The sequence below is a fragment of the uncultured Lactobacillus sp. genome (assembly GCF_902491705.1).
Classification (GTDB): Bacteria; Bacillota; Bacilli; order Lactobacillales; family Lactobacillaceae; genus Lactobacillus.
Map to the genome: position 1 here is coordinate 38,330 of NZ_CABUIW010000002.1, position 22,328 is coordinate 60,657.

Below are 22,328 nucleotides of genomic sequence, written 5' to 3' on the forward strand. Positions count from 1 at the left end.
TCAAAGCATAACGCTAAAAAACATCCCTTCACGGGATGCTTATTCTTACTATATAAAAGTTTAACATTTTTATGCTAATTCTGAATACTTTTTCATCAATTTAGGCAATACTTTAGAAACTTCTGTTGGTCTTACAACGTAGTTGTCTTTGTTGATTAAATCACCGGCTAAAGAATGGATGTAAACTGCTGCTAAAACAGTGTCCACGCTTGGTCCAAATTGGGCAATGAATCCGCCAATAATGCCAGCAAGCGTATCACCCATTCCACCAGTTGCCATACCTGGATTGCCTATTGGGTTAACGAAAATTTGACCTTTGCCATCATAGATATGAGTGTGGTTGGATTTTAAAACTAGCATAGCATTACTATCAGGGATCAATTGATTTAAAGCACCAATATTAGCACTATCTGTTTGAAATGGGATACGGATTTGACTAAGTCTTTGCCATTCCATTTGGTGAGGCGTAAGAATCAAATGACCTGCATTAGTCGGCAAAAGCGACTTATCTTCACTGATTAAATCTAAGGCACTTGCATCTAAGACGACTGTTTGCTTTTCTGAAGTACATCTTCTTAGAATAACCATAATTTGCTTAGCTAAATCTGACATTCCAAGACCAGGTCCGCAAACTACAACGTCCATGTTCTTAATCAAATCAGCTAGTTTAGCATCCCGCCAATCAATAAACATTGCTTCAGGTAAACGTGCATGAAGCGCAGTCAAATTAACGGGGTGAGTTGCTACAGCGGTAAGACCTGCACCACTGTTTACTGCTCCTGAAGTCGACATAATAATGGCGCCACCATAGTTTTCACTACCGCCAATCAAAAGAATTCGACCATAATTGCCTTTATGCGTATCGCTTGATCTCTTCTTAATAACTTTCTTTAATATCGCTTCAGTAATTTCCGTCATTTTATCTGCCTCCGAAAATCCAGCGCCAAATTCTTACAAAGAAGTTTACTTTGCCATTAGCTGATAAAGCCTTGGCCTTAACATTCATACCATTAGGGTTAGACAAAGAAACAATCTTTTCACTGCCAGACTTAAATTGGTAATTGCCAATTGTTTGATCCTTAGTAATTGGAGCTTCGATTGTCTTTTTATCTAAGCTTGCTACTAGTGTCTTGCCATCTGCAGGATCCCAAATAGTAGTTCTATCCTTTAAGCCCAAGTTAGTAGTAGCATTATCACCATCAGTAACCTTGATTGATTTAGCACCATTCATTTGACTGCCTGCAGTCATAGTAACTGGACGATACTTGTTAAAGATAAAGTTCATCAACTTTTTGGTTTGAATGAAACGTGATGGATCAGTGCCGTCCTGGTGACGTGCACCCATAACTACGGTGATTAAGCGTGCACCACTATGTTCAACAGTACCGATAAAACATGCACCTGCCGCATCAGTAGTACCGGTCTTTAAACCATCAACTGGGTAAGCCTTGTCGTATTGAGAAAGACCCTTAAGCATCCAGTTGAAGTTAGCCATCTTTGTGGTCTTATTGCCATCTTTAAAATCTAAGTGAGCAAGCTTAGTTGTATCTAAGACTTCTGGGAAGTCCTTAATCAAATTTTGACCGACAATAGCCATGTCTTTAGCTGACATAGTATTTTCAGCGTTTTTGTTAACGCCAGGGTAAGCATCCTTACCTAAATTACCGTTAGGTAAACCACAAGCGGTGTAAATCTTGGCATCTTCAATGCCCCACTTCTTAACTTGCTGACGCATTTGATTAATGAAAGCTTTTTGTGAACCAGCAATAGTTTGACCCAAAAGCATTGCGGCACCATTGGCTGATTCAATTAATGTAGCTTGGTAAAGTTGTCTAATAGTGTAAGAATGACCCATTTTAAGTGGAACATTTGAGTATTCTGCGTTATTAGCAACCTTTACGATTGGGGCAGTTGGCTTTACCTTTTGATCCCATGACAACTTTTTATCCTTGATTGCTTGTAAAGTTAAATAAACAGTTACTAATTTAGTCATTGAAGCAATTGGCAAAGTTTTAGCTGCATTTTTTGCATATAAAATTTGTCCAGAATTACTGTCGATTGCAATGGCAGATTTAACATTTAAATTAAGTTGATCAGCTTGGTAGCTGCTAGTATTATCTGCATGAACCGGTGTAGTAAAAACTGCACTACATGAAATCAATGAAACTGCAGCAACAAAGCTAATAAAAGCTCGTTTTATCTTCTTATTACTAAAAAACATGAAATTCCATCCTTTTGCATAATAAAGTATATTTATGCTTACATTTTACCAAATATTTGGTATTATAATTCATGTACATGAGAAAAATGCCCGCTTGGCGGAATTGGCAGACGCGCAGCGTTCAGGTCGCTGTTCAGGTGACTGAGTGAAGGTTCGAATCCTTTAGCGGGCATCGAATTATACGAAATATGTTGATATATCAACATTAGATTTAATATTGTGCATCATTTGTGCAACAAAAAAATAAGCCACCCTAGAAATTTAATTCTAGAGTGGCTTTTAAAATAGATTTAGAGGAGGTGGTTTTTCACCTCTTTTTTATTTAATTTTACCTAATAATTTATTATTTTTATCTCTTGCAACAATATAACCATAACCTTTAGATCTAGGTTGTCTTAGCCATAATCTTTTAGGTCCTTGAAGAGTTGCATCAAACTTAATTATACTACCTTTCTTTAATAGTGCAATTGAAGGTGAATCAATATGAGGACTTTCATGAAGATGTAAATCTTCACCTAATGTGAAAGTACCACTTTTCTTCACCCATCCTGATTTTTTAGCAGTTGCTTTAGCCTTACCAGGATTAAAAAGCTTAATAGCATTTTCAGTAACACTAATTGATCCATCTACTTTATAACCAAGTAAATTATCAGTGTATTGCCATAAGTCTACATAGTTAGCACTTGGAAAGTAATTGAAATCTGGTTTCTTATCTGCGGCTTTTCCGTTTGATAATGGATAAGAAGCTAACCAGAAAAAGTCCATGTATGGCTTAATCTTTTTTAAATCAAAGTTTGGTAATAAATATTTATAAGTGTAAAAGCCAGTCTTATAACCGGCCTTCTTAACTTCTTTCAAAAATGCAATTATTGAACTAGTAGGCATATTAGCTACTTCAGCATCAAGAATCATTAGAGCACCTTTTTGAAGGTTAACTACTTTCTTTGTATTAGCAATAAAACATTTAGCTTCAGAAGCCGCTTTAGCATCATTATGGAATTGACCAAAATGATAGAAAGCAAAACCTTTAACACCACCTGTAGCCGCACGATTAATCAATTGATTAGCAACCGGATTTACATAATTGGTGTTTTCAGTAATTTTAACAATTGCATATTTAGCACCAATCTTCTTGTAATCTGATGCTGTTAAGCTAGATTGATAGCTAGCTAAGTCAATTACAATTTCTCTACTCATTTTATTTATCCTCCGTATGCCGTTCATTAACTGCATTCTCAATAAAACCTGCAGCTACATTAGGATTTTCTGCTACTGTTTTAGCGACTTCACCCTTTTTACCATCAAGAGCAGTTCTTAAATCTTCAGTAGCTTCAGTCTTTTTCTCTTTTCCTGATCCTTTAAGTGAATCATGTTGAGCAACAATCATGTTAGCTAAATCAGCGATATCTTCCATCGTGAGTGGCTTCTTCTCTTTATAAACCTTTTCAATCAATGAAATAATCATTGCAATCATCACAATAAAAACAGCCACTGTTGTGGCTACATCAAATACATTCAAGCTATTCATCTTTTTTCTCCTTTAATTTAAGTTTTGCTACCTGGTCTTTTAACTGTCGGTTTTGATCCCTTAACTTATCAATTTCATCTTCAGCAGATATCCATCTATTAAAGAAATCATCTGTATCACGTTTTTCTTTTTCATCCTTATGTTTTATGTACCACTGAAGTGCACCAATCAAGATGGAAAATATACTTCCAAGAGCGCCGGACGTGAAAATTAACATCCAGTCTGAATTTTGCACAACGGCACTCACCTACTCTCTTTTAGTTTTTTTATCACGTTCTTCCAATTTTTCTTCTAATTTCACATCAAGCTTATTCTTATGATTATTCTTATGATTAGATGCCGTATTATTATCAATAATATAGAAATTGATCAGTAACATGAAAATTAAAGTAATACTATAATCAAGCATGTGAATATTATGAAAAACAATACCATGTGCAAATTCTAGAAAGCCAGTAAAGCCTAAGAATCCACATGCTGAAAGAAGCCAAATAATATTAGCTTTAGATGAAAATTCTTTTTGAATTGCTACATAAATCAAGCCTAAACCAGTAAACAAAGCCCAAGAGCCTACAAAGTCGGAATTATAAAAAGGTGCCATGTTTGGTGGCCACGAATAATAATTATCACTAAAGATAAGAATTAATCCGTTACTAACCAGATAAGCACCCATAATAATATGCAAAAGATGATTAGTTAGCCTCGGCAGTAGCCTTTTTATCCTTTTCATATTTTTCACCTGTTGCTTCTTCATAGTAGCTTTCCGGTAAGGTGCCATTTGAAACACGTTCTGCTAATTTTTCTTTAGTAGTCCACCCCCATTTGTAATACTGCACTGCTCTTTCATAAACAGGAGTTGGATCAATTGGTTTAAAGTTAAATTTGAAGTTAAACATTATTCATTGTCCTCCTTAGTGCTTTCTACTTTAGGTTCTGTAGGTGTTGGGTCTTTGCTAAGGTTGTTAACTGCAGTTCCTAAATCTTGCAATGCTTGATTAAATTGAGTGCCTATTTGGTTGACCTGATTAATCAAGATGGTTGAAGTTTCATTTGATTGGTTGATTGATTCTTGAATAGCGTTGAATTGCTTATCCTTCAAAGCACTACTCTTATCTAACTTATCAACCCTCTTGTAAAGTTGGCTAAGTCCTTCTTTTGACTTGTCGTACCAGGTATTATTTACCCAGTCATAACAAGGATTAATTAAATCGGGTGATGGTAAAGTTAATGGATATGGGTAAGTACCAACTTTATCTATTTTAACCGGTACTCTTTCGCAATCAACTTCAGAATCGCTTCGGTATGCATACACGTAGTTGCTCAATAAGTCTTGAATCATATCTGCTTGATCTGAAGCTAGATGTAATTCAACATCTTTAACTTCGGTAGTTGTGTTGTTTGTTTCTTTAACCATTTCTTTTTCTCTCTTCCTTAGATAAATAAAAAGCAGAACATTCTAATGTTCTGCAAATAATTGTCTGTATAAAGCGTTGATATTTAATTTAGTTCGATTGGTACTGACAATTATAAAACCTCTTTCTTAGATCATTATGGTGGATAAATTTCGTAATACATTTTCTGTGGTGCTTTCTACTTAAAAAGCACGCCTAAAGGTGTGCTTGATTTTGAGATTAACCGATGAGGAAGAAAGCCCGCACACCGGGCCAGATGTCTGCCGCACCAGCGCGCCAGACATCATCACCAAAGCTGCCCGCACTCGCAAACTCAGACGCAGAATGGACATCTCTAAGCCACATTGCCCATCTATGTGTATTACGCTCATCGCTACTCATACGCATAAGTGGCAACTGTACATTATCATCGCCGATGTTGTACCAACCTCCATTCTTGTTATTGCCGTTAATTGTAGTGCCATAAATCATGATTTCATTCGGAATCATAACCTTCATATCACGCCATTCACCTTGATCTGGTGCGCCACTAGAGTCAACGTGAGTGGATACAATACCGCGCCATTTCATTAAGTTTGAACCAAAATCAGATTCTAACTTTTGCTGAATTGATGGGAAGTAAGTTTTATACATCTTCGACCCGGCAAAGCCGCCTTCGGTAGTATTAGTGTCGTTCATGAAGTGTGTAGTTTTACCATCACCTCGTAGCTCGGTACCATCAGCCATTTTTGAAAATCCTGTGGGCATCAAGAGCAAGTGGTTACCTAAAGGGATATTGTCATCGTTGCCATGCTTATAATTAATTGCTGCAATTACATAAGTTGAGCCGTTAATAGTGAAGTAGTCACCAATAAACATATCTTTAAAAGAGCCGTTTCTAATATTTGCAATGTGAGTAGCGGTTAATGCACCTAAACTTTGGCCGCGATAGATATTGTTGTGAGTAATTGCACCATCTGGAACGAGAGAGTAATACAGATCTCTCAATCTAGTTTTAGATTCTCCGTTTCCGGTGAACGTAAGTGCAAAATTATCATTGGTATCTGGTTTCCAATTTTCGTTTAAATCTTGAATTCTCATATTTGCCATTATTTTAATTTCCTTTCTTTAAGGTTATCTAACCTTTTTTTCTAACTTTGTTAATCTTTCATCCAAGCTTTGAATGCCGTTTTGAACAGCCTGAATCGTAGGGTTATTTTCAACAGATAATTTAGTAACATACGATTCAACCGCTAACTTGTTAATAGCATTTTCAAATACATCAGATAACATTCTAATTGTCTTACCAACACTTTCAGCATCGGCGGCTTGATTAGCCTTATTAAGGCTTTTATCAATTAAGATGTATTGAGTATCTGCGATCATTTCATTACTGTCATGAGCAGCTAAATTACCACCATCATGAGTTAGCAAATTGAGTGATCGCTTGTTAGCAATTACACCATTTTCGAATCTAATAGCATCTTCTTTGGCTTGTACTAAACCACGTTGGGCTACTGCAATTTGATCAGCATTTGATAAAGCTAAATTATTAACATCTCTAACTTTTTCTTTCGTTTCAAACGTATTTCTTAAATCACGTTCAATATCTAACACTTCATCTTCAATGGCTCTGAAGTTATCCCCGACCTGTTTAGAATCAGGGGCTTTACCTCTAACTGATAAAGTTTGATCAAAATCAACAATAGGCTTATTAGCAAATAATTGTTTACCATCGTGGCCTAATAGTTGATTCCCTTTAGAATCTTTAAGCGTTATTGGAACATAACCAACACTTAGAGCATTAATAATTTCATCTATGTCCTGTTGGTGTTCTCTTCGTGATTCTAATCCATCAGGATTAATATTGATTGTTACATTATCAGTATCACCAACCTGAACATAAACCATAATTCTAAACTCAAAGCTTGGATCACTTAAAGTAAGTCTTTCAGGTTCTTCGGCCAAAGAAAAAGCGATAGGATAGCTTACATTAGTGCCATTCTGTCGCCCTTCAATTTGAATACTTTGTAAATTAATATCTCTATTAAGTCTAGTACTTTCTTGAGTAAAAGATAACTCAATTCCTAGAATTCCTTGATCTGCTAATGATTTATCATCTTTAGCAAAAATAGGGATATGACCAATTGGATTAACGATTGATCCTTGATTCATTACATCATTTTCATTAGTTTTGCTTTCACTATAAGAAGCAGATGTAATTTCAAAGGTTCTTCCTCGTACTACTCCTTGAATAATTTGTAATCCTTTAGGTAGTAACTTTGTTCTACTGTATTTACTCATAAATTCCTCCTTTCTGCTTCAATCGTTTGAATAGTGCTTCCAGTAACCGGCGTAGCAACATAAGCGGACGGTTCAATATTTGTCTTACCCCAAATACCATATTGATATAATCGCTTGACAATTGTTGAATCATCTAGCCATTCTGCTTTAGCTACAGTTTGAGCAACCACAGTGCAAGCAGAACCAACATAAGCGTGAGCCGCTTCAGTTTTAGCCCACAAACGGTAGGTATAGCCCATGTTTGCCGGTAACCATGTATTTAATTCAAAAATTACCAGTTTCTGTTGAGACTTAGTTAACTCACCAGTCCAAGAAACAACATTCAATACACGCCGTGAACGATCAACACTAACTTCAGCCGGAATTTTCAAAGATCCGAAAATTTGCTTTAACCGTCTGATGGTTAGTGGTTGTGGTTTAAGTGTCCTGGTAAGAACCCTTTGCCTTCTTAGCTCTAAGCTGTCACCATATTCAGGCACAATACCATATTGATCTTCAAAAACTGAAATACCTTTTTCATCAGTTTTAGAAATAAATTCATTAAATAAAGTTCGATTGAGATCATCATCAAATTTACTCAATCCTTTGCCTTGAGCTTTTAGCAACTCCTCCATTTCATACACGCCGTTATAGTAATCAGGCATGTAATTGAGAAGTTCATCGGTTTTCATTAATTACGGTCACCTCCCCTAAAACAGGCAATTGAGATACTTGATTATCAAAAATTAAAGAAATATCTTTTTCAGCTCCATTTAAAATTGGTAAGTTTGCATTTGCTACACCTTCTATTTGCATGATTTTAGATAAAATCCGTGATCTAAAAATAGTCAATGTATAGCCTCTACCAGTTGTAGGGTTAATTGTGGCCCAATTTTGCCGTAATTCAATGAAGAACTTTGATAATACATTTTTTATTTGTTGCTCAATATTACTAGTAACATGCTGAGCATCTAAAAGAGCATTAATCTGCACATTTACAATTAATGTTTCTGCGGTGGTTACTGTCACTCTGTGATCAATTGGAGCTAATCCATAACCCTGAGTTTCTTTGTCTTCAGGATCAATTTCTTCTTTAACTTTTTTTATTAAAGTTGAACTAGCCGGCATCAAATCATTATTTAAAATCACTAACTTAACCGTTCCCGGTCCATTCCAAACTGGGTAAACCTGGGTAGCTCCTACATCGTGAATCTTACTAGTCATATCTAAGTAATCAGCAACATTACCACCATAAGCAACCCATGAATTAGTATTTAACAAACGATCTCTTAAATGATCATCACTTTCTTCATCCCTAGCTGGAATGGTGATTTCAATAATTTCAGCCCATGCTAAATTATCATTAGGGGTGACCGGTAATACTTGCCCTAAATAAGAATTAGCATATGTGCCAGCTTCTTCAGCTTGCATTTCAGCCGTTCCATCATCATTAGCCTTAATTACCGTATAAAAAATAGGCGATTCTGCAATACTTGCAAATCTATCACCTACTTCTACATTTATTGGATTACCATCATCATTATTAAATCTAGCCTTAACTTCTGTGTTAGTGGCTGCATATCTATTAGTACCATGTTCAACCGCTCTATAGTCCAAAAACTCACCTTGAGCGGTTTTAATATATGTTTCTCTAATAATATTTGCTAAAGATAAAGACTGTTGAGCAGATACCATAGCTGCAGGAGCTAAAGCATCAAAGATAATTGAACCTTCACGTTTGTCAATATCGTTAGGCACTTGATCAAGCATTAAATTTAACCAGTAATCATAATTTTGTGCTTCTAGTTCATTCGCTAATTCATTAGGATTCATCTACAATATCCACCTCACTTTCAAAGCCCACTCTTCCATAAACCGTGTTAGCATAGCCTTCAACTGTAATTGAATCACTGCTAGATTTTTCACATTTTGTAATATCAACGCTGGTAATCCGATCATCGGCTTCTAATGCTTCAACAGTCATTCTTTCTGCTTCAGATACAGCATAATCAATTGATTCTCCAATTAATTCAGGCAAATCATTGCCATACTGCTCATCATAAATTTGATAAACGAAACGTTCAGTTTTTAGAATTTTATCTGCAGCTTGTTTCATTGCATCAAGTTCATCAGTCATACTACGAATATGACCATTAGCCACCTTGAAGGTATAGGTGGGACTTTGGCCGTCTTCTTCATCGTCAATATCATCATCATCTAAATAAGCATCTTCCATCAATGCTCCAATGTTTAATTCTTTATCAGAATCCAAAGCCATCCTCACCTATCCTTTCAAATAAATAAAACTGTTGACCACCATCTTCACGGATCATGGTTACCTTGTCACCTTTTTCAAGTGAATTATCAAATTCAATATACATTGATTTCTTTTTAAACTCTAAATTAGCTTTCTTAATATCCGCTGCTTCGTGATGCCCGTGAAAAGTCATATCTGCAGAACCTTTCATAATGGCTTTACCTTGAAGTTTAAACTTACCAATATGTTTACCAAGAATAATAAAATCACTAGTTAAAACCATATTATTAGATAATTGAATCTTTAAAGGTGAAGTATTAATGACAGTTCCATAAACAACATCAGAATAGTCACTAGACTTGCCACCACGTTGCATTATTAACTCATAGAGCCGTTTACCTGCCATGATTGCCCCACTTTCATTGTTAACTCACATGTATAATCTTGGCCAAAGTTGTGGACTGCCTTCAGAATTGGACAGTCCTTAAACTTTTTCTTGTAGTCTTTGATGCTTACTGTCACATAGTTACCAGGAACTAAATCAGTTCGACCAATGCAAGTAATTTTTAATTGCTTATTAACCATATTGCGGTTTTTAAGCTCATTTTTAGCTTGTTGAATCATTTGAGCATCATTAGCTTTCTTTTTAGCATTAACTACCTTTTGAAGCTTGCCCCATTGCTTACTTGAAGGCATAGTAACAGTTTTTGAAGAAATCGTAGTAGTTTTAGGATCATCTGCACTAGTTTGAGTTTTTGATGTTTTTTTACTCTTTTTACTATCTTTTTTAACAACCTTTACAACATTGTAAGTATTATCAATATCAACCGAGTAATCGTAATCAGTAAGCCCCAACTTATCACCTACAACAATATCCAGCTTCTTATAAGGGAACTTCCTTAATTCAACAGTATCGTAATTATCAAAGATCAAATAATGTTTATGAGTATTCTTAGTAGTTGCACTCATTGCGCTCTTAATCATGTCAAAATACGTTTTACCATCATCAACTTCAGCCTTGCATTTATGACTAGATCCAGCCACAACTTTGGCTTTAATTCCGGCACGTTTTGAGACTTCTTTGAATCGTTCGCTCAATGTACCAGCTTTAAATACAATTGAATCTTCATTCTTTAAGTAACGGCTAGGACCATAGCATTTAACAGTAATGTTGTGGTTCTTATCAAAGCCATACTTAAAAACATAGCCATAAAAGATTTTCTTCTTTTTGTAAGAAAATGAAATGATATCTCCTGTATAAGGAATAATTGGCTTTTCATCAAATACTAGTTTGAAATCAAACTGAGATGCTGAAAAATTGGTGTCAATAGTCCATTTGATTGAATCATCAATTACAAGATCACTAATATCATAGCTTGCACGGCTTTTAGAATGAGTAAAGTGAGTTGATCTGCGTTTTAAAGTTAACTTGATAATATCAGTCATGATCTTTTCACCTCACTCATTTTTACCCAACCACGAGCTTTACCGTTAATGCCTACACAAACCGGATATTCACGACCTGGAACAATGTATAAAACTTCACGCTTAGCATTCTTTTCATACATTCCTGCTCCCTTGCCATAACTATCAGCATGTAACCGCCCATTAACTGAAACAGTTGAACCAACATTAATCTTTTTAGCTGGTTTTGAGCGTTTCTTTGCTGGCTTAGAACGTCCACGCTTTTTAGGATTCTTCTTTTTCTCGTAACTAAATTTACGATATTGCTTTAATTCCAAAGTGTAGGCATATTCATCAGCCCAGCCATTCTCTAAACCATATTCAAAACTAGCAATAGTCATCAACATTGAAATATCTGTTTTGGTAACCACGAATCTAACTTTATGGTTTTTGCTTTGCATTGATTTGATTTTCTTAACATAGGTAGCCTGCTTATGTGGGCTTTTAGTTGCTGTATAGTGAGCACCAACCGTAGGAAAAACAGAATTAATTGATACACCTACTAGCTTTAATTTACCAGGGATATTTACTTCACCTAAGTTAACAATAGTTTCAGAATGATCATCTGTTTCATATTTCAACTTAACATCTTTTGGATTCACTGGAATTTGAAGATTTTCACCAGTAGTTTGATCTTTTATATAAAATTCCAGGCCACTTCTATCAGGCATAATCATCACTTCCTAACTTAATGACTTATCGGCTTGTTCCATGATTTTTTCTTCAAGTCTATCTAATAAGACATCCGCATCTTCTTCAGGATTACCAGAACTGTTAATTACAATGGCACCTGGAGCAATAGTTACTTGACTAGAATTATTAGTGCCACCAGTGTAGTAATTACTATTTGTAGCACTATTAGGCCTAATTGAGCTTGAGCTTAAAGATCCTGAACTACTAATTGAACTATTCAATCCAGGATAAGCACTATTAATCATGGCTCTACTGCTTTGACTAATAAGCCCTCTTGTAGAATCCATACCAACAGCCATACCTTGACCAATAAAACTACCAACTTCTGCAAAAAGTCTTGATGGCGAGTGAATTTGAGCCGCTGCTCTTGCCGCCCTGTTAGCTTGAGCAACTAACTCATTAGCTGCGGCGGCAACTGCTCCAATCTGGGAGCGAATACCAGCGGCTAAACCAGCACCAATCATGGCACCAGCAGCTTGCATAGATCCAGCGGCGCTTCTAGCAGCAGCTATAGCTTGATTCAATGCACTACGAACAGCGGCGCTAATTTGTGCACCACCTGCTCTTGCAGCTGCAGCAGCTCTACTCATACCAGAACGAACAGCAGAAACTACACCGAACATATTAGGTCTTTGAACTTTAGGAGCAGGAATTGTTCTAAGTTTAGGCATCTTTGGTTGTGGTATTTTAGGAGTTTTAATCTTAGGTGCAGGCATAGTTTTGACTTTAGGCATTTTAGGTTGCGGCGCTTTAGGTGCTTTAACTTTTGGTGCTGAAATCTGTTTCTTAGAAATAGAACTAATTTGTTTATTAACAGAACTTAAATCAGCCTTAGCACCAATTTTGATCTTATGATTGCCACCCTTTGTGGCACTGCTCATTTTTTTGTTAATACCTGAGGTATCTACATCTGCTTTCATTTTTACTTTACTGTTACCGAAGGACTTTTTAGCATTATTAATTGCCGTGCTAAGTGTTTTCTCAGTAGTTGAAAAATCAAAAGGATGAAAGTTCTTTCTTGCATCTGAAAAAGCTTTACCAGCATCAGCAAAGTTTTTTCTAACACCAGAGAATGAAAAATCACCATTCTTAATGTCACTTAATGCAGCACCTAAACCTTTAGCAACAGAAACGACACCTTTAATAGCGTTTCCGGCAGCAAGAGCGCCACTAACAATATTTTTAAAGATATCTACAACCATTGATAAACCTAGTAATGCGCCAGTACCAGCAACTGCACCCAATGCTGTTACAAACTGTCTAATAGCAGGTAAAGCAGGAGCTAAAGCCTGTCCAATTTGACTAAAAGCCTGCCTTATTGGTGCAAATACTTGACCCAAATTACTAAAAGTTTGACCCAATACTTGACCAATATTGCTGAATGATTGTTGAACAGTATCTCTAAAGCCTAGGAAATTGCTCTTCCATGCCATTACTGCACCAGCAACTACTGCGGATATACCTAGAACAATTCCTGCAATTGGTAAGAAAGAACCGGATATAGCTGGTGCTAAAGAAGCAAAAGCTGTTTTAATGCCATTAACTTTAGCCAGCATATCACCTATACCAGCTCCGAATTTTGAACCACCTAGCATATCAGCAAAGTGAGTTGCGCTGCCAGCATTAGCACCATCTTTTAAAATAGAAAAGAAACCAGCTATATCATTTTTAGCTTGTCCAATACTTGAAAAAGCCTTAGGCAATTCTTTGATTCCACTAAAAGCTGTACCAAAGCCGCCTTTAATAGCACTTAATCCAGATGCGATATTAGAGATTGTTCCAGCTACAGAACTAGCTCCTTTTAATAAAGTTAATGCTCCAGCGAAACTAGCAATTGCTGTACCTACTGCCCTTATTTGACCAGGGCTCATTTTTGCTATTGCATTAGCAATATTAGTAATTATTAAACTAATTTCATTTAGCCCTTTACCAGATAAACTACCTAAAGTGTTAGCAAGTGAACCACCTACACCACTAAAAGCATTTTTAACATTGTTAATAGCATTGCCTATAGCAGTTATCATGTTTCTAAAGCCATCTATATTAAATGAGCTGGCAAAGCCGTTAGAGAAATTCTCTCTAAATTCATCAAACTTGTTTTGAGCATTTTGAATGAAATTAACTAAGTTGTCTCCTAATTTTTCACCGTCAATATTGCCGATCTTATCAGTAATGCCTTCAACGGCTTTAATACCAATTTTCCCGACTTTATCAAAAGCCGGTTGAAGTTTATTGGCTAATGTTTCTTTCAAACCATCCATTGCTTGACCAACTGTTTTGTACTGAGTAGCCATCTTAGAGAAGTTAGCATTGGTACCAGTTTTAGCAACAGCATTTAAGAAATCCTGAGTTTTAACTTTGCCATCCTGAATATCTTTAATAAGTTGTGTAGTACTTTCACCCATTGTTTTAGCAACGGCAGAGATACCGGCTGGAGTTTGTTCCAACATCAGCTTAAAATCTTGCCATTGAACTTTAGGCTTAGCTGCCATTTGTGTGGCTTGCTCACTTAAAGTTTTCATAGCTTGTTGAGGATTATCAGAAGCGGCTGCTAAACCACCAAAACCTTTAACTAGTTTGGCAGTATTCTTAGTACCAACTGCGGCTAACTGAGCATAAGTACTAGACATATCAGAAGCACTATAAATTGTCTGCTGTGCAAATTGTTGCATTTCAGTTTTAGCTTTATTGATCTCAGTATTTGAAGCACCTAATTGGTGCATGTTTCCTTCAAACGTTTGCCACGAAGTTGATGCTTCATTAAGTTCCCCCAGCATTGACCTAATACCAGAACCGGCTAAACCCATACCTTTACTAATCATGTTGCCTACCACAACACCACCAGCCATAGATTTGAACAAGCCACTACTTGATTTTTCAGCGCCACCAAACATATTTCCGCCTAGTGCACCTTTTAGCCTACTAAAACCGGACTGTGCTCTTGAAAGTCCATTTGCCAATTTATCTAATGGATTACTAAAAGCATCAACAACTCTAATCGTTGCACTTATTTCTGGCATATATTACCTCCTTTCTAGTTCTTACAAAAAAAGAGAGGCTAAGCCTCTCACATATCATTTCAATGTGTTATGACTTTGCCTCTCTTTTACTTTCTTCTCTTTCTTCCTTTTCTTGTTCTAGTCTTAATTCAATTGATGCAACAACTAATGTTTTTTCTCTTTCATTTAGATCTACCCATTGTTTTGGTGTCCAATGATACTCGTTAAGAACATAGTTATAAATTGAAAAATCACCAACTGAATTATTAATTAGTTTTTTGCTTCAGCAACTAAATCATTATCATTATTAGCATCAATACCTGAAAGTTCTAATACTTTTTCAGCTAATGCATTATATTCACCTGCTAAAAGCATTGCTTCGAGTGTACCTGCAGGATCACCATAGGTGCCATAGTGTTTTTGAAGTTCTTCATTCTTTAAATTGGGAAACACGACACTAGCTGCCATTAAATTATTTTCAAACTTATCTTGGTTTAAAACCTTTTGAGAAGTTCTAGTTGATTTATTGAATTGAATTTCTTTTGAATCATTTCTCAATTCACTTACTTCTTTTGCAGTTAAAGAGCGAATTTTAAAAGGTACTTTAAAACGCTTGATCTTTACTTCTTCTTCCTTTACAGGACTTTCAACATTAATAAAATCTTCTACATTAAAATTTTCAGCCATTTATTTTTCTCCTTACTGAATACCATCAAAAGGTTGTACTAAGTGGATACCTTCAAAAGTGAAATCTGCTGAAATATCCATAACGGTATCATCAGCCTTAAAATCAGCAATTGGAATTTCATCTAAGTTAACTTCATCAAGTTGAATAATTTGTTTACCAGCATGAGAAGTTGGGTCATCAATAGTAAAAGTAATTGTGAAATAAAGATCCCCTTCCTTCATGGTGTAAGGAATACCATATTTCAACCAGTTACTATTAATTACATATTGGCCTAAAGTACCGGTACCATCCACAGATGTGGTTTTATGCTTAGTCCAGTGATCGCCAAGAACTTGGACCTTTTCCTTGTTCTTTTTGATATTAATTTTTAATTCTTTACAATCAATTAGATTAATAACATTACCATCAATAGTAACGGTAACCTTAGCATCTTTTGATGAAATGGTATCTCTACCATGAAGAACTTGTTCTAAAGTTGTTGCCATTTATTTATCCTTTCTATCTAACTACCAAGTTAACGTAAAGCTTTTCCATTGCGTCAACTGGTGTTACATATAATTCCATTAATACGGCGTCTTTATCATTGCCTTGAGCCAAGCTTAAATCATTAGGATCAAAGTCGCGAATCATGTTTTGCGCTTCTAATCCGGACAAGTAGCTCACACGGTTGGCTTTAAATAAATCTCGGCCATATTCATTGTTTGAAACCTTACCTAAGAAACTAGTTTCAAATGTTTGAGTAGTATTAGTACAGATTTCATCAAGTGTTCTAATAATTCTGTTCTTGCTAAAGTCTTTAGGCTTAGTGCTGGTGTACTTAGTGAGTGAGTTAATATCTTGTTCAATCACTACTCGACTGCCAGCCCGTGTGGTAAACACAATTTGTCCAGCGTTTAAAGCTGCAATAGTCTTATCGTTGTTTAACTTTGGGCTAGCTTCTACAGCATCATCAAGTTGGGTATAAGTTAATGCTTGATCTGGTGTAGCACTAGCACTCATACCGGCAAAACGAGCAGTAGCAATATTAGGACTAATTACAGTGCCATCATTAAGTACATAACCGTTTAAAACAGTTGATACACCTTCATAGTTGTAAGCAACACCACTAGTATTAGGAACAACCGCACGTACTTTAATACCAACGTTTTCACGTAAAAGCTTGATTTGTTCAACTAACAACTTATGAATGTTGCTTGATTCCTCCCAACCTGCGGTAGTAGCTACAGCATAATATTCGTTTTCTAAGTAGTCATGCATGTCATCGACTACATTATTAGTACCATTAGTACCGCCTGTTAAAGTAACGTTTGTAGGGCTTTGAGTTAAGCCATTATAAATTGCGGTATATAGTGGATATTCTCCTTTGCTATTTAATTCACTAGTTACTTCTGCTGGGGTAGTACCAAAAGTAATATCAACGTAATCGTTGTGAATTTCCAATTGGTCTTCTTTAGTTAAACCTGCTTTAGCAATTGCATCGGCGTTTGCCTTTGGTAAAGTGATTTTTACTTGATCAACTTGCTTAGTGCCAAAGATAGTAGTTACGGTTACATCTTGAGTGTTTGCACCATCAGCCAAGGGACTAGGAACAAAACTAACACTAATGTTATTGCCCTGTTCACCTTCATATTTTGCGTTAACGGTATAAACACCTGTCTTAGTAGCAGTAGATTTAACGCCACCAGTAAAATCGTTTAAAAGCAATACCGTTTCGGCACCCTTTAAAGCTTCATAAACTGGAGCCAATACTTCATCAGTATTCTTGTGGCCGGTTAGCGCAGTAAAATCACTAGTAGCTTTTAATGCGATGATGCCATTCTTGCCCCAACCCAGAGGCTTGTTTTGGAACATCAATAAACGCCCCAAAGGTGTGGTTAATACCGGCTTGCCATCACCACGAACATTGATGTAAACACCCGGTCTTACTTTGTTTTGCATTCTCCAAGTTCCACCTGCCATTTATTACATACCTCCTTTAAAATCTTCAATTGCTTTCTTAGCTTCAGCAATTGTATAAGTTTTTTTGTCTTCCAACGCGGCATTGACCAATGCCATGTTGTTTGTTCCAGGGAATAAACCAGCCTGCTTAATTTGAGCCTTAGTGTACTCAACTTCAGTGCTATTCCCTGTTGTTTCCTTTTGTTCTTGCATTTAAATCTAAACTCCTTTGTTTTAATGAAAGATCTGGTTTATACATCCGTAAAACTAAATCAAATTCATATGTCAGCGTATGTTCATTAGTATCTATACTGAATTCACGATTTCTTAAATAAGCAAAGTCAGGCAATACAGTTAGATTGTCCATTAGCAGCGCTTCCATCTCATCTAATGCTTCATTAGCATTTTCTTCTGGTGGAAAATAAACAACTTGAAATGGTATTTTTCTAACTTCATAATCAAAAAGTTCTGGCTTTAGAGTTTTATTTCCTGCTCTGCCTATAAAAAAACACGGTTCATCAAACCCATCAGGTTGATTCTCCGTGTAAATTGTTGTATTCGGCGAGATACGAGCTAACTCATCCGCTATTCTTTCAATTATTGTCATGATAGTAAATCACTAAAAGCCCATAAGCCAGGTGTTATCAATTCAGGCAGTTGGGAGTTTATCGCATTCAAGGAATTCTTCATAAAGAATTGACCTGGTACCCAGTTCTTGTGGTTACGAGTTCTGTGGCCACTTTCAACATAGGAAGCATACTCGGTAGGATTGCTGACTTTAACAACCCAGCCGCCGCCGCTTACAGAAGGACCCTCAACAGTCCAAGCTTTGCGCAAAGTTCCAGTGTCAACAGGAGTATTATTCTTAAGTGTTTTAAGAGCTTGTACACCAATACGCTTAGTGCTTTGACCAATTTCTTCTTTGAGTTGGCCACTATTTATTCTTCCTTTAACACGACTAGCCCAAGATTGAAACTCTGCATCATCAACAGTTCCCAAACTCATGCTTTTTCATCCCTTACCATTGCTATTTCTTGATGTGAATAATAGCCAGAATATCCCTTACTAGAACGCTTATATTTAGTAGTTTTACCGTTTTGATCAGTAATATAAATAACCGCTCCAGCAGGAATATCAATACCATTACGAATCAATAATTTAGCATCTGCTTCATCAGTGCCAAAAATAGTTTGAGTACTTGCAGATTGCCCTTTAAGAATCACCTTGCAAGGCTCATCTTCCACAATTGTGGTTTCAACACTATTAGTAATGTGTTTTTTAGTCACTTTCTTAGTACCAGTGATCTTTACTTTATCCGTCCATAACAATGAAACTACCCTTTTTAAGCCTTCAAATTGGTTCATTCTGGTAACCTCCTGAAGTTATTTAAGATATTAGTGTAATTATCCGTAATAGGATTTAAACTCTGCAGAGCCATGTAAACATCACTCACAGGCCTAAAAGTTACACTAGTATCACCTTCATTAAGTGATTGAATGGTTGCAGAGTTATCTTTACCATAAAGAAATTCAGTTGTATTCATGGTTTGAAGTGTCATATTGACTACCACCATAGATAATTCTTTAGGCAATTCATCCACCGGAATATTACAGTAATTAGCAACATCATTCATGATCTTATTAACTGTAAAATCAATGATTTTATCATAATTAGGATTTTCTTTGTCGTTAGGAATTAATAATTTAACTTGATCAACAATGTGTTCTTTATCCATTCAATCACCGCTTTACTATTTTACTAAAGCTAACAAATCTGATTTCGTGATCTTACCGGTGTAATCAATATGGTGCTTATCTAAGTAGGCCTTGATTTCCTCAACAGTGTTAGCATCTGTAGGCTTTACATCAGCAGTATCGGTTTGCTTGCCAAACTTGGATGAATCTGATAAATCTTTAACACCAGTAGCATCACTAACAACAGCTTCATAACCCTTGGTCTTAGTGCTTAACATAAGAACATCATCATATGATTGTTCGTAGTAAAGGTAGTTACCTGAAGTAGATGCTGAAGGTTGGTCAAAACCAACGAATGAGTACTTTTCAGGTGCAATTTGAATACCATTTTCAATCAAGAACATATCAATTTGCTTAGCATCAGATTTCATCTTTGAACCAACAGTGAAATCAAAAGCAGTTTGCATTAAATCAGATGGAACAACATTAATGGTTACTTCGTCCAATGAGTGAACTGTACGAGTAATAGCTGAAGGATTGGAAATTACCACAATTCGATTCATAGCATCTGCACGCTTCAAGATTGAATTCATCTTTGGAGTTACATAAAGCATACGACCTTGAGCAGGGATACGAGCTTCATCGAAGTTGCTCATCATTTCATCAAACAATTTAAGAACGTTCTTTTCATCAATTGATTCAGTATGAATACCATCATCACCATCATAGTGAACCTTTTGTTGGTAAAGTTTTGAGAACATTTCACGATCCTTTTCAGGCATCTTAGAATCTAAGTTAAATTGGCGGGTAATATTTGCAATTGAAACCACCATGTTTGTTTCATCAATATCTGAAGGATCAACCAAAGTACTCCAGTAACGTTCGTTGGTTAATTCATATGAATCCCAATTATTGCTGTAGTTTACTTCTGGGGTTGTGATAGCTCTACGTGTACGGTCTTTACGTCCTGCAGTAATCTTTAAGCGTGGTACCTTAATATGTTTTGCCCCATCAAATTGAATTAATAAGTTTGATGGTGAATTCCAAAGAGCTGCACTATATAAGTGACCATCATAAAATCCTTGTTGTACCGCTTGTTGGTACTTGTCAGCATAATTAATAACTTCTGCCATTATTTACCTTCTCCTTTAAATACATTAATCATCTCTTGAACTTCATCAGGTTTATTAGGCTTGCCATTGGTTGGTTCATAGTTTTGCTTAGTGCCTTCATCGAACAAATAGGCATCAGTTTTCTTAATTGAACTAATCTGATTATCTAAACCAGTTAAATTACCATCTTTATCAAGTTTAATTTGATCCATATCCAAAAGGCCTTTGATGGCCTTAGTGTTACGAACATTAGACTTAATTAAAGCTTGATCAAGAGCGCTGTTAAGACGAATCTTCGATAATTTATTAGATAAATCAGTAGTATCTTTATCATATTTAGTTTGTAATTCCTTATATGAGTTAGATAATTCTTCATTATCCTTAGCATTCTTACGTAAATTCTTTAAATCTTTATCACGCTCTGCAATTTGAGCTTTTAACGATTCATTTTCTTGAACCATTTCGGCATTACTTGATTTAGCCTTTTCGATATCAGCACCGTTCATGCTCATAACCTTATCAATGACATCATCTTGTAAACCTAATTCTTTCAATTGATCTCTTTTCATAAAAATTCTCCTTACCTTTTACACGTTTTAATACGAGACCGCCCCTCACAAGGCATCCACTGCGAACAGTTTTACGTCTTAACGCAATAATTGGACAAAATAAAAAAGAACCGAAATCCAGTTCTTTTACTTAATTATTTAAATATATTTCCAAACATAGTTTTTATATGTTTTATGATATTTTCGGCCAAGAGCACAGTTTATAATTGCACTGTGATTAAATCCATTTCTTTCAGCTTCTTTAGTAGAAGCCCAAATTTTAATTAAATTCCCTTTTAAGTCATACTGTGCAATTGGTTTTGAAAGCCCATTATTTCTATTTACTATTTGAGCTTTTTCATTTGCTCTTTGAGTTCGTGTACCATAATTCACATTTTGCTTATGCGTAACCCATTCCAAGATAACTTAGGAGCTTGTAGCCTTTTAGCCTATGGCTTAGCTTCAATAAATTTCTTCTTGCTAAATGTTTTAGCACCAGTAGCCTTAGCCCATTCACTGTAAGTCATGTTCCGTGTCCATTTGCCTTTACCAGTAATTGGATCACGATACCACCGTGTTGGAATATCAGGCAAACCTTTCATGTAAGGAACTGTGGTGCATCTGCAGTAGGGATGCATCAAAGGATAATTAATGCCTTCTTTTTCATCCTTAAGATTAAATATACGTTCATCTAAGTGAGCACAAACATCACATGTATGAGTTTCTAATGTTGCTAAGTATTGATACTGCTTAATGTCTGAATCATTATAGAACTTTGCTGTAGCTTTTTCCGCGGCATGTCCCATTTCAGTGACAACTAAACGATGGATATTGGATTTAACCACTCCTTGAAACTTATCTCTTAGCATCCGCTCAACACGATTGTAAGAATATCCTAAAGCAACTGATCTAAACATTGTATCAGTTAGCACTTCAGGCATAACTTTGGTGTAGTTGTTCCAAATTCTTTTACTAAAATTACCGCCCTTCCAAGGTTGGTAAACAATATCTTTTAATTCTTGTTCATTAAAATGAGCGAAATTAACATCTAAGCCACCTACCACTAAATATTTGTTGTAATTTTCCAATAAGTAAGTATCTTCATACCGTTTAGCTAAACCAATAGCCATATTATCTTCTTCATTATCAGCATATTTAGCAGCTAATTCTTGATATTGTCTATATAATTCCTGAAGTCTAGCAATTCTAGTTTTATAGTAAGCAGAGTTTAATTCTTTTTCAAAGCCACCAGCTCTAGCCTTAGCTTCAAATTCTGCTAAAGTCATATCAAACTTAGAAGTATCAATGGAATTTAAATAATTAGCAGCTTCTTTTAATGATTGATTATTCTCATTAGCATATTTAGTAATCCAATTCTTGGATTCTCTAATGAACTCATTTTCAAGATCCTTAAGACGTGATCTCATAGCTACTTCATATTCAGCGGTTGAAGCCATTTCTTTTTGCTTAGCGAGTAAAGCTCTTTTCTTCCAATATTCTTGAGAGTTCATA

General features: G+C 35.8%; 29 protein-coding genes and 1 tRNA gene. 1 reads left to right on the forward strand and 29 read right to left on the reverse strand.

Going from position 1 to position 22,328, the window contains the following annotated elements; all coding sequences use genetic code 11:
* Positions 1–69 precede the first annotated feature (69 nt).
* Together RDN22_RS00765 and RDN22_RS00770 are read right to left on the reverse strand one after the other, a co-directional pair.
* Positions 70–918: an NAD(P)H-hydrate dehydratase gene (locus tag RDN22_RS00765; protein ID WP_308554941.1), complete on the reverse strand. Its 849-nt coding sequence runs from the start codon at positions 916–918 to the stop codon at positions 70–72.
* A 1-nt stretch (position 919) separates the two neighbouring features.
* Positions 920–2,221, reverse strand: a complete 1,302-nt coding sequence (locus RDN22_RS00770) for a serine hydrolase (RefSeq protein WP_308554943.1) — start codon at positions 2,219–2,221, stop codon at positions 920–922.
* An 88-nt stretch (positions 2,222–2,309) separates the two neighbouring features.
* On the opposite strand from RDN22_RS00770, the gene RDN22_RS00775 reads away from it, so the two are divergent.
* Positions 2,310–2,393: transfer RNA gene (locus tag RDN22_RS00775), tRNA-Leu, on the forward strand.
* A 146-nt stretch (positions 2,394–2,539) separates the two neighbouring features.
* Here RDN22_RS00775 and RDN22_RS00780 read toward each other — a convergent pair.
* The 27 genes from RDN22_RS00780 to RDN22_RS00910 form a co-directional block, all read right to left on the reverse strand.
* Positions 2,540–3,418, reverse strand: a complete 879-nt coding sequence (locus RDN22_RS00780) for a GH25 family lysozyme (protein WP_308554945.1) — start codon at positions 3,416–3,418, stop codon at positions 2,540–2,542.
* Between the two features lies 1 nt (position 3,419).
* Entirely contained in the window at positions 3,420–3,749 is a 330-nt protein-coding gene (locus RDN22_RS00785) for a hypothetical protein (protein ID WP_308554947.1), read from the reverse strand.
* A complete protein-coding gene (locus RDN22_RS00790) occupies positions 3,742–3,984 on the reverse strand; it encodes a hypothetical protein (RefSeq protein ID WP_308554949.1) in 243 nt (80 codons plus the stop codon). The genes RDN22_RS00785 and RDN22_RS00790 overlap by 8 nt, the downstream gene beginning before the upstream one ends.
* A 12-nt stretch (positions 3,985–3,996) precedes the next feature.
* Positions 3,997–4,479: a hypothetical protein gene (locus tag RDN22_RS00795; RefSeq protein ID WP_308554951.1), complete on the reverse strand. Its 483-nt coding sequence runs from the start codon at positions 4,477–4,479 to the stop codon at positions 3,997–3,999.
* A complete protein-coding gene (locus RDN22_RS00800; protein WP_308554954.1) occupies positions 4,442–4,645 on the reverse strand; it encodes an XkdX family protein in 204 nt (67 codons plus the stop codon). Before RDN22_RS00800 ends, RDN22_RS00795 begins: the two co-directional genes overlap by 38 nt.
* Positions 4,645–5,163, reverse strand: coding sequence for a hypothetical protein (locus RDN22_RS00805; protein ID WP_308554956.1), 519 nt, complete (start codon positions 5,161–5,163; stop codon positions 4,645–4,647). Before RDN22_RS00805 ends, RDN22_RS00800 begins: the two co-directional genes overlap by 1 nt.
* 217 nt (positions 5,164–5,380) lie before the next feature.
* A complete protein-coding gene (locus RDN22_RS00810; protein ID WP_308554958.1) occupies positions 5,381–6,250 on the reverse strand; it encodes a hypothetical protein in 870 nt (289 codons plus the stop codon).
* 24 nt (positions 6,251–6,274) lie between these two features.
* Positions 6,275–7,444, reverse strand: coding sequence for a hypothetical protein (locus tag RDN22_RS00815; protein WP_308554960.1), 1,170 nt, complete (start codon positions 7,442–7,444; stop codon positions 6,275–6,277).
* Positions 7,441–8,115, reverse strand: coding sequence for a putative phage tail protein (locus RDN22_RS00820; RefSeq protein ID WP_308554962.1), 675 nt, complete (start codon positions 8,113–8,115; stop codon positions 7,441–7,443). The genes RDN22_RS00815 and RDN22_RS00820 overlap by 4 nt, the downstream gene beginning before the upstream one ends.
* Positions 8,102–9,256 (reverse strand): baseplate J/gp47 family protein, encoded by a 1,155-nt coding sequence (locus RDN22_RS00825; protein WP_308554964.1) that lies wholly within the window; start codon positions 9,254–9,256, stop codon positions 8,102–8,104. Before RDN22_RS00825 ends, RDN22_RS00820 begins: the two co-directional genes overlap by 14 nt.
* On the reverse strand, positions 9,246–9,701 hold the full coding sequence (locus tag RDN22_RS00830; RefSeq protein WP_308554966.1) for a DUF2634 domain-containing protein: 456 nt from the start codon (positions 9,699–9,701) through the stop codon (positions 9,246–9,248). Before RDN22_RS00830 ends, RDN22_RS00825 begins: the two co-directional genes overlap by 11 nt.
* Entirely contained in the window at positions 9,685–10,086 is a 402-nt protein-coding gene (locus RDN22_RS00835; RefSeq protein ID WP_308554968.1) for a DUF2577 domain-containing protein, read from the reverse strand. The genes RDN22_RS00830 and RDN22_RS00835 overlap by 17 nt, the downstream gene beginning before the upstream one ends.
* Positions 10,059–11,126: a hypothetical protein gene (locus RDN22_RS00840; RefSeq protein ID WP_308554970.1), complete on the reverse strand. Its 1,068-nt coding sequence runs from the start codon at positions 11,124–11,126 to the stop codon at positions 10,059–10,061. The genes RDN22_RS00835 and RDN22_RS00840 overlap by 28 nt, the downstream gene beginning before the upstream one ends.
* A complete protein-coding gene (locus RDN22_RS00845; RefSeq protein ID WP_308554972.1) occupies positions 11,123–11,815 on the reverse strand; it encodes a hypothetical protein in 693 nt (230 codons plus the stop codon). The genes RDN22_RS00840 and RDN22_RS00845 overlap by 4 nt, the downstream gene beginning before the upstream one ends.
* Positions 11,816–11,827: 12 nt before the next feature.
* A complete protein-coding gene (locus tag RDN22_RS00850; protein WP_308554974.1) occupies positions 11,828–14,857 on the reverse strand; it encodes a tape measure protein in 3,030 nt (1,009 codons plus the stop codon).
* Positions 14,858–15,106: 249 nt separating this feature from the next.
* Positions 15,107–15,523 carry a hypothetical protein gene (locus RDN22_RS00855; RefSeq protein ID WP_308554976.1) on the reverse strand — a complete coding sequence of 139 codons (417 nt, stop codon included), beginning with the start codon at positions 15,521–15,523 and terminating at the stop codon, positions 15,107–15,109.
* Between the two features lie 12 nt (positions 15,524–15,535).
* Positions 15,536–16,009, reverse strand: coding sequence for a phage tail tube protein (locus tag RDN22_RS00860; RefSeq protein WP_271880690.1), 474 nt, complete (start codon positions 16,007–16,009; stop codon positions 15,536–15,538).
* Between the two features lie 13 nt (positions 16,010–16,022).
* Positions 16,023–17,483 carry a phage tail sheath family protein gene (locus RDN22_RS00865; protein ID WP_308554978.1) on the reverse strand — a complete coding sequence of 487 codons (1,461 nt, stop codon included), beginning with the start codon at positions 17,481–17,483 and terminating at the stop codon, positions 16,023–16,025.
* 3 nt (positions 17,484–17,486) lie between these two features.
* The gene (locus RDN22_RS00870) at positions 17,487–17,675 is read right to left on the reverse strand and encodes a hypothetical protein (protein WP_308554980.1); all 189 of its coding nucleotides are present in this window, start codon (positions 17,673–17,675) and stop codon (positions 17,487–17,489) included.
* Complete coding sequence (locus RDN22_RS00875; RefSeq protein ID WP_308554982.1) at positions 17,644–18,069, reverse strand: DUF6838 family protein; 426 nt, start codon at positions 18,067–18,069, stop codon at positions 17,644–17,646. The genes RDN22_RS00870 and RDN22_RS00875 overlap by 32 nt, the downstream gene beginning before the upstream one ends.
* The gene (locus RDN22_RS00880) at positions 18,066–18,467 is read right to left on the reverse strand and encodes an HK97 gp10 family phage protein (RefSeq protein WP_308554984.1); all 402 of its coding nucleotides are present in this window, start codon (positions 18,465–18,467) and stop codon (positions 18,066–18,068) included. The genes RDN22_RS00875 and RDN22_RS00880 overlap by 4 nt, the downstream gene beginning before the upstream one ends.
* Positions 18,464–18,826 (reverse strand): hypothetical protein, encoded by a 363-nt coding sequence (locus RDN22_RS00885; protein WP_308554985.1) that lies wholly within the window; start codon positions 18,824–18,826, stop codon positions 18,464–18,466. The genes RDN22_RS00880 and RDN22_RS00885 overlap by 4 nt, the downstream gene beginning before the upstream one ends.
* The gene (locus RDN22_RS00890) at positions 18,823–19,197 is read right to left on the reverse strand and encodes a hypothetical protein (RefSeq protein WP_308554987.1); all 375 of its coding nucleotides are present in this window, start codon (positions 19,195–19,197) and stop codon (positions 18,823–18,825) included. The genes RDN22_RS00885 and RDN22_RS00890 overlap by 4 nt, the downstream gene beginning before the upstream one ends.
* A gap of 15 nt (positions 19,198–19,212) precedes the next feature.
* Entirely contained in the window at positions 19,213–20,289 is a 1,077-nt protein-coding gene (locus RDN22_RS00895; RefSeq protein ID WP_308554989.1) for a capsid protein, read from the reverse strand.
* Positions 20,289–20,837: a phage scaffolding protein gene (locus tag RDN22_RS00900; RefSeq protein ID WP_308554991.1), complete on the reverse strand. Its 549-nt coding sequence runs from the start codon at positions 20,835–20,837 to the stop codon at positions 20,289–20,291. The genes RDN22_RS00895 and RDN22_RS00900 overlap by 1 nt, the downstream gene beginning before the upstream one ends.
* 138 nt (positions 20,838–20,975) lie before the next feature.
* Positions 20,976–21,209: a hypothetical protein gene (locus tag RDN22_RS00905; RefSeq protein ID WP_308554993.1), complete on the reverse strand. Its 234-nt coding sequence runs from the start codon at positions 21,207–21,209 to the stop codon at positions 20,976–20,978.
* A 56-nt stretch (positions 21,210–21,265) separates the two neighbouring features.
* Positions 21,266–22,327 carry a minor capsid protein gene (locus RDN22_RS00910; protein WP_308554995.1) on the reverse strand — a complete coding sequence of 354 codons (1,062 nt, stop codon included), beginning with the start codon at positions 22,325–22,327 and terminating at the stop codon, positions 21,266–21,268.
* Between the last annotated feature and the right edge of the window lies 1 nt (position 22,328).

Bases quoted from the DNA above. Each gene is read 5' to 3' on its own strand.
- RDN22_RS00900 (WP_308554991.1), bottom strand. From the start codon at position 20,837: ATGAAAAGAGATCAATTGAAAGAATTAGGTTTACAAGATGATGTCATT.
- RDN22_RS00860 (WP_271880690.1), bottom strand. From the start codon at position 16,009: ATGGCAACAACTTTAGAACAAGTTCTTCATGGTAGAGATACCATTTCA.
- RDN22_RS00825 (WP_308554964.1), bottom strand. From the start codon at position 9,256: ATGAATCCTAATGAATTAGCGAATGAACTAGAAGCACAAAATTATGAT.
- RDN22_RS00845 (WP_308554972.1), bottom strand. From the start codon at position 11,815: ATGCCTGATAGAAGTGGCCTGGAATTTTATATAAAAGATCAAACTACT.
- RDN22_RS00805 (WP_308554956.1), bottom strand. From the start codon at position 5,163: ATGGTTAAAGAAACAAACAACACAACTACCGAAGTTAAAGATGTTGAA.
- RDN22_RS00765 (WP_308554941.1), bottom strand. From the start codon at position 918: ATGACGGAAATTACTGAAGCGATATTAAAGAAAGTTATTAAGAAGAGA.
- RDN22_RS00865 (WP_308554978.1), bottom strand. From the start codon at position 17,483: ATGGCAGGTGGAACTTGGAGAATGCAAAACAAAGTAAGACCGGGTGTT.
- RDN22_RS00835 (WP_308554968.1), bottom strand. From the start codon at position 10,086: ATGGCAGGTAAACGGCTCTATGAGTTAATAATGCAACGTGGTGGCAAG.
- RDN22_RS00810 (WP_308554958.1), bottom strand. From the start codon at position 6,250: ATGGCAAATATGAGAATTCAAGATTTAAACGAAAATTGGAAACCAGAT.
- RDN22_RS00850 (WP_308554974.1), bottom strand. From the start codon at position 14,857: ATGCCAGAAATAAGTGCAACGATTAGAGTTGTTGATGCTTTTAGTAAT.
- RDN22_RS00770 (WP_308554943.1), bottom strand. From the start codon at position 2,221: ATGTTTTTTAGTAATAAGAAGATAAAACGAGCTTTTATTAGCTTTGTT.
- RDN22_RS00885 (WP_308554985.1), bottom strand. From the start codon at position 18,826: ATGAACCAATTTGAAGGCTTAAAAAGGGTAGTTTCATTGTTATGGACG.
- RDN22_RS00855 (WP_308554976.1), bottom strand. From the start codon at position 15,523: ATGGCTGAAAATTTTAATGTAGAAGATTTTATTAATGTTGAAAGTCCT.
- RDN22_RS00785 (WP_308554947.1), bottom strand. From the start codon at position 3,749: ATGAATAGCTTGAATGTATTTGATGTAGCCACAACAGTGGCTGTTTTT.
- RDN22_RS00840 (WP_308554970.1), bottom strand. From the start codon at position 11,126: ATGACTGATATTATCAAGTTAACTTTAAAACGCAGATCAACTCACTTT.
- RDN22_RS00800 (WP_308554954.1), bottom strand. From the start codon at position 4,645: ATGTTTAACTTCAAATTTAACTTTAAACCAATTGATCCAACTCCTGTT.
- RDN22_RS00780 (WP_308554945.1), bottom strand. From the start codon at position 3,418: ATGAGTAGAGAAATTGTAATTGACTTAGCTAGCTATCAATCTAGCTTA.
- RDN22_RS00880 (WP_308554984.1), bottom strand. From the start codon at position 18,467: ATGAGTTTGGGAACTGTTGATGATGCAGAGTTTCAATCTTGGGCTAGT.
- RDN22_RS00830 (WP_308554966.1), bottom strand. From the start codon at position 9,701: ATGGCTTTGGATTCTGATAAAGAATTAAACATTGGAGCATTGATGGAA.
- RDN22_RS00910 (WP_308554995.1), bottom strand. From the start codon at position 22,327: ATGAACTCTCAAGAATATTGGAAGAAAAGAGCTTTACTCGCTAAGCAA.
- RDN22_RS00890 (WP_308554987.1), bottom strand. From the start codon at position 19,197: ATGGATAAAGAACACATTGTTGATCAAGTTAAATTATTAATTCCTAAC.
- RDN22_RS00820 (WP_308554962.1), bottom strand. From the start codon at position 8,115: ATGAAAACCGATGAACTTCTCAATTACATGCCTGATTACTATAACGGC.
- RDN22_RS00795 (WP_308554951.1), bottom strand. From the start codon at position 4,479: ATGAAAAGGATAAAAAGGCTACTGCCGAGGCTAACTAATCATCTTTTG.
- RDN22_RS00895 (WP_308554989.1), bottom strand. From the start codon at position 20,289: ATGGCAGAAGTTATTAATTATGCTGACAAGTACCAACAAGCGGTACAA.
- RDN22_RS00870 (WP_308554980.1), bottom strand. From the start codon at position 17,675: ATGCAAGAACAAAAGGAAACAACAGGGAATAGCACTGAAGTTGAGTAC.
- RDN22_RS00815 (WP_308554960.1), bottom strand. From the start codon at position 7,444: ATGAGTAAATACAGTAGAACAAAGTTACTACCTAAAGGATTACAAATT.
- RDN22_RS00875 (WP_308554982.1), bottom strand. From the start codon at position 18,069: ATGACAATAATTGAAAGAATAGCGGATGAGTTAGCTCGTATCTCGCCG.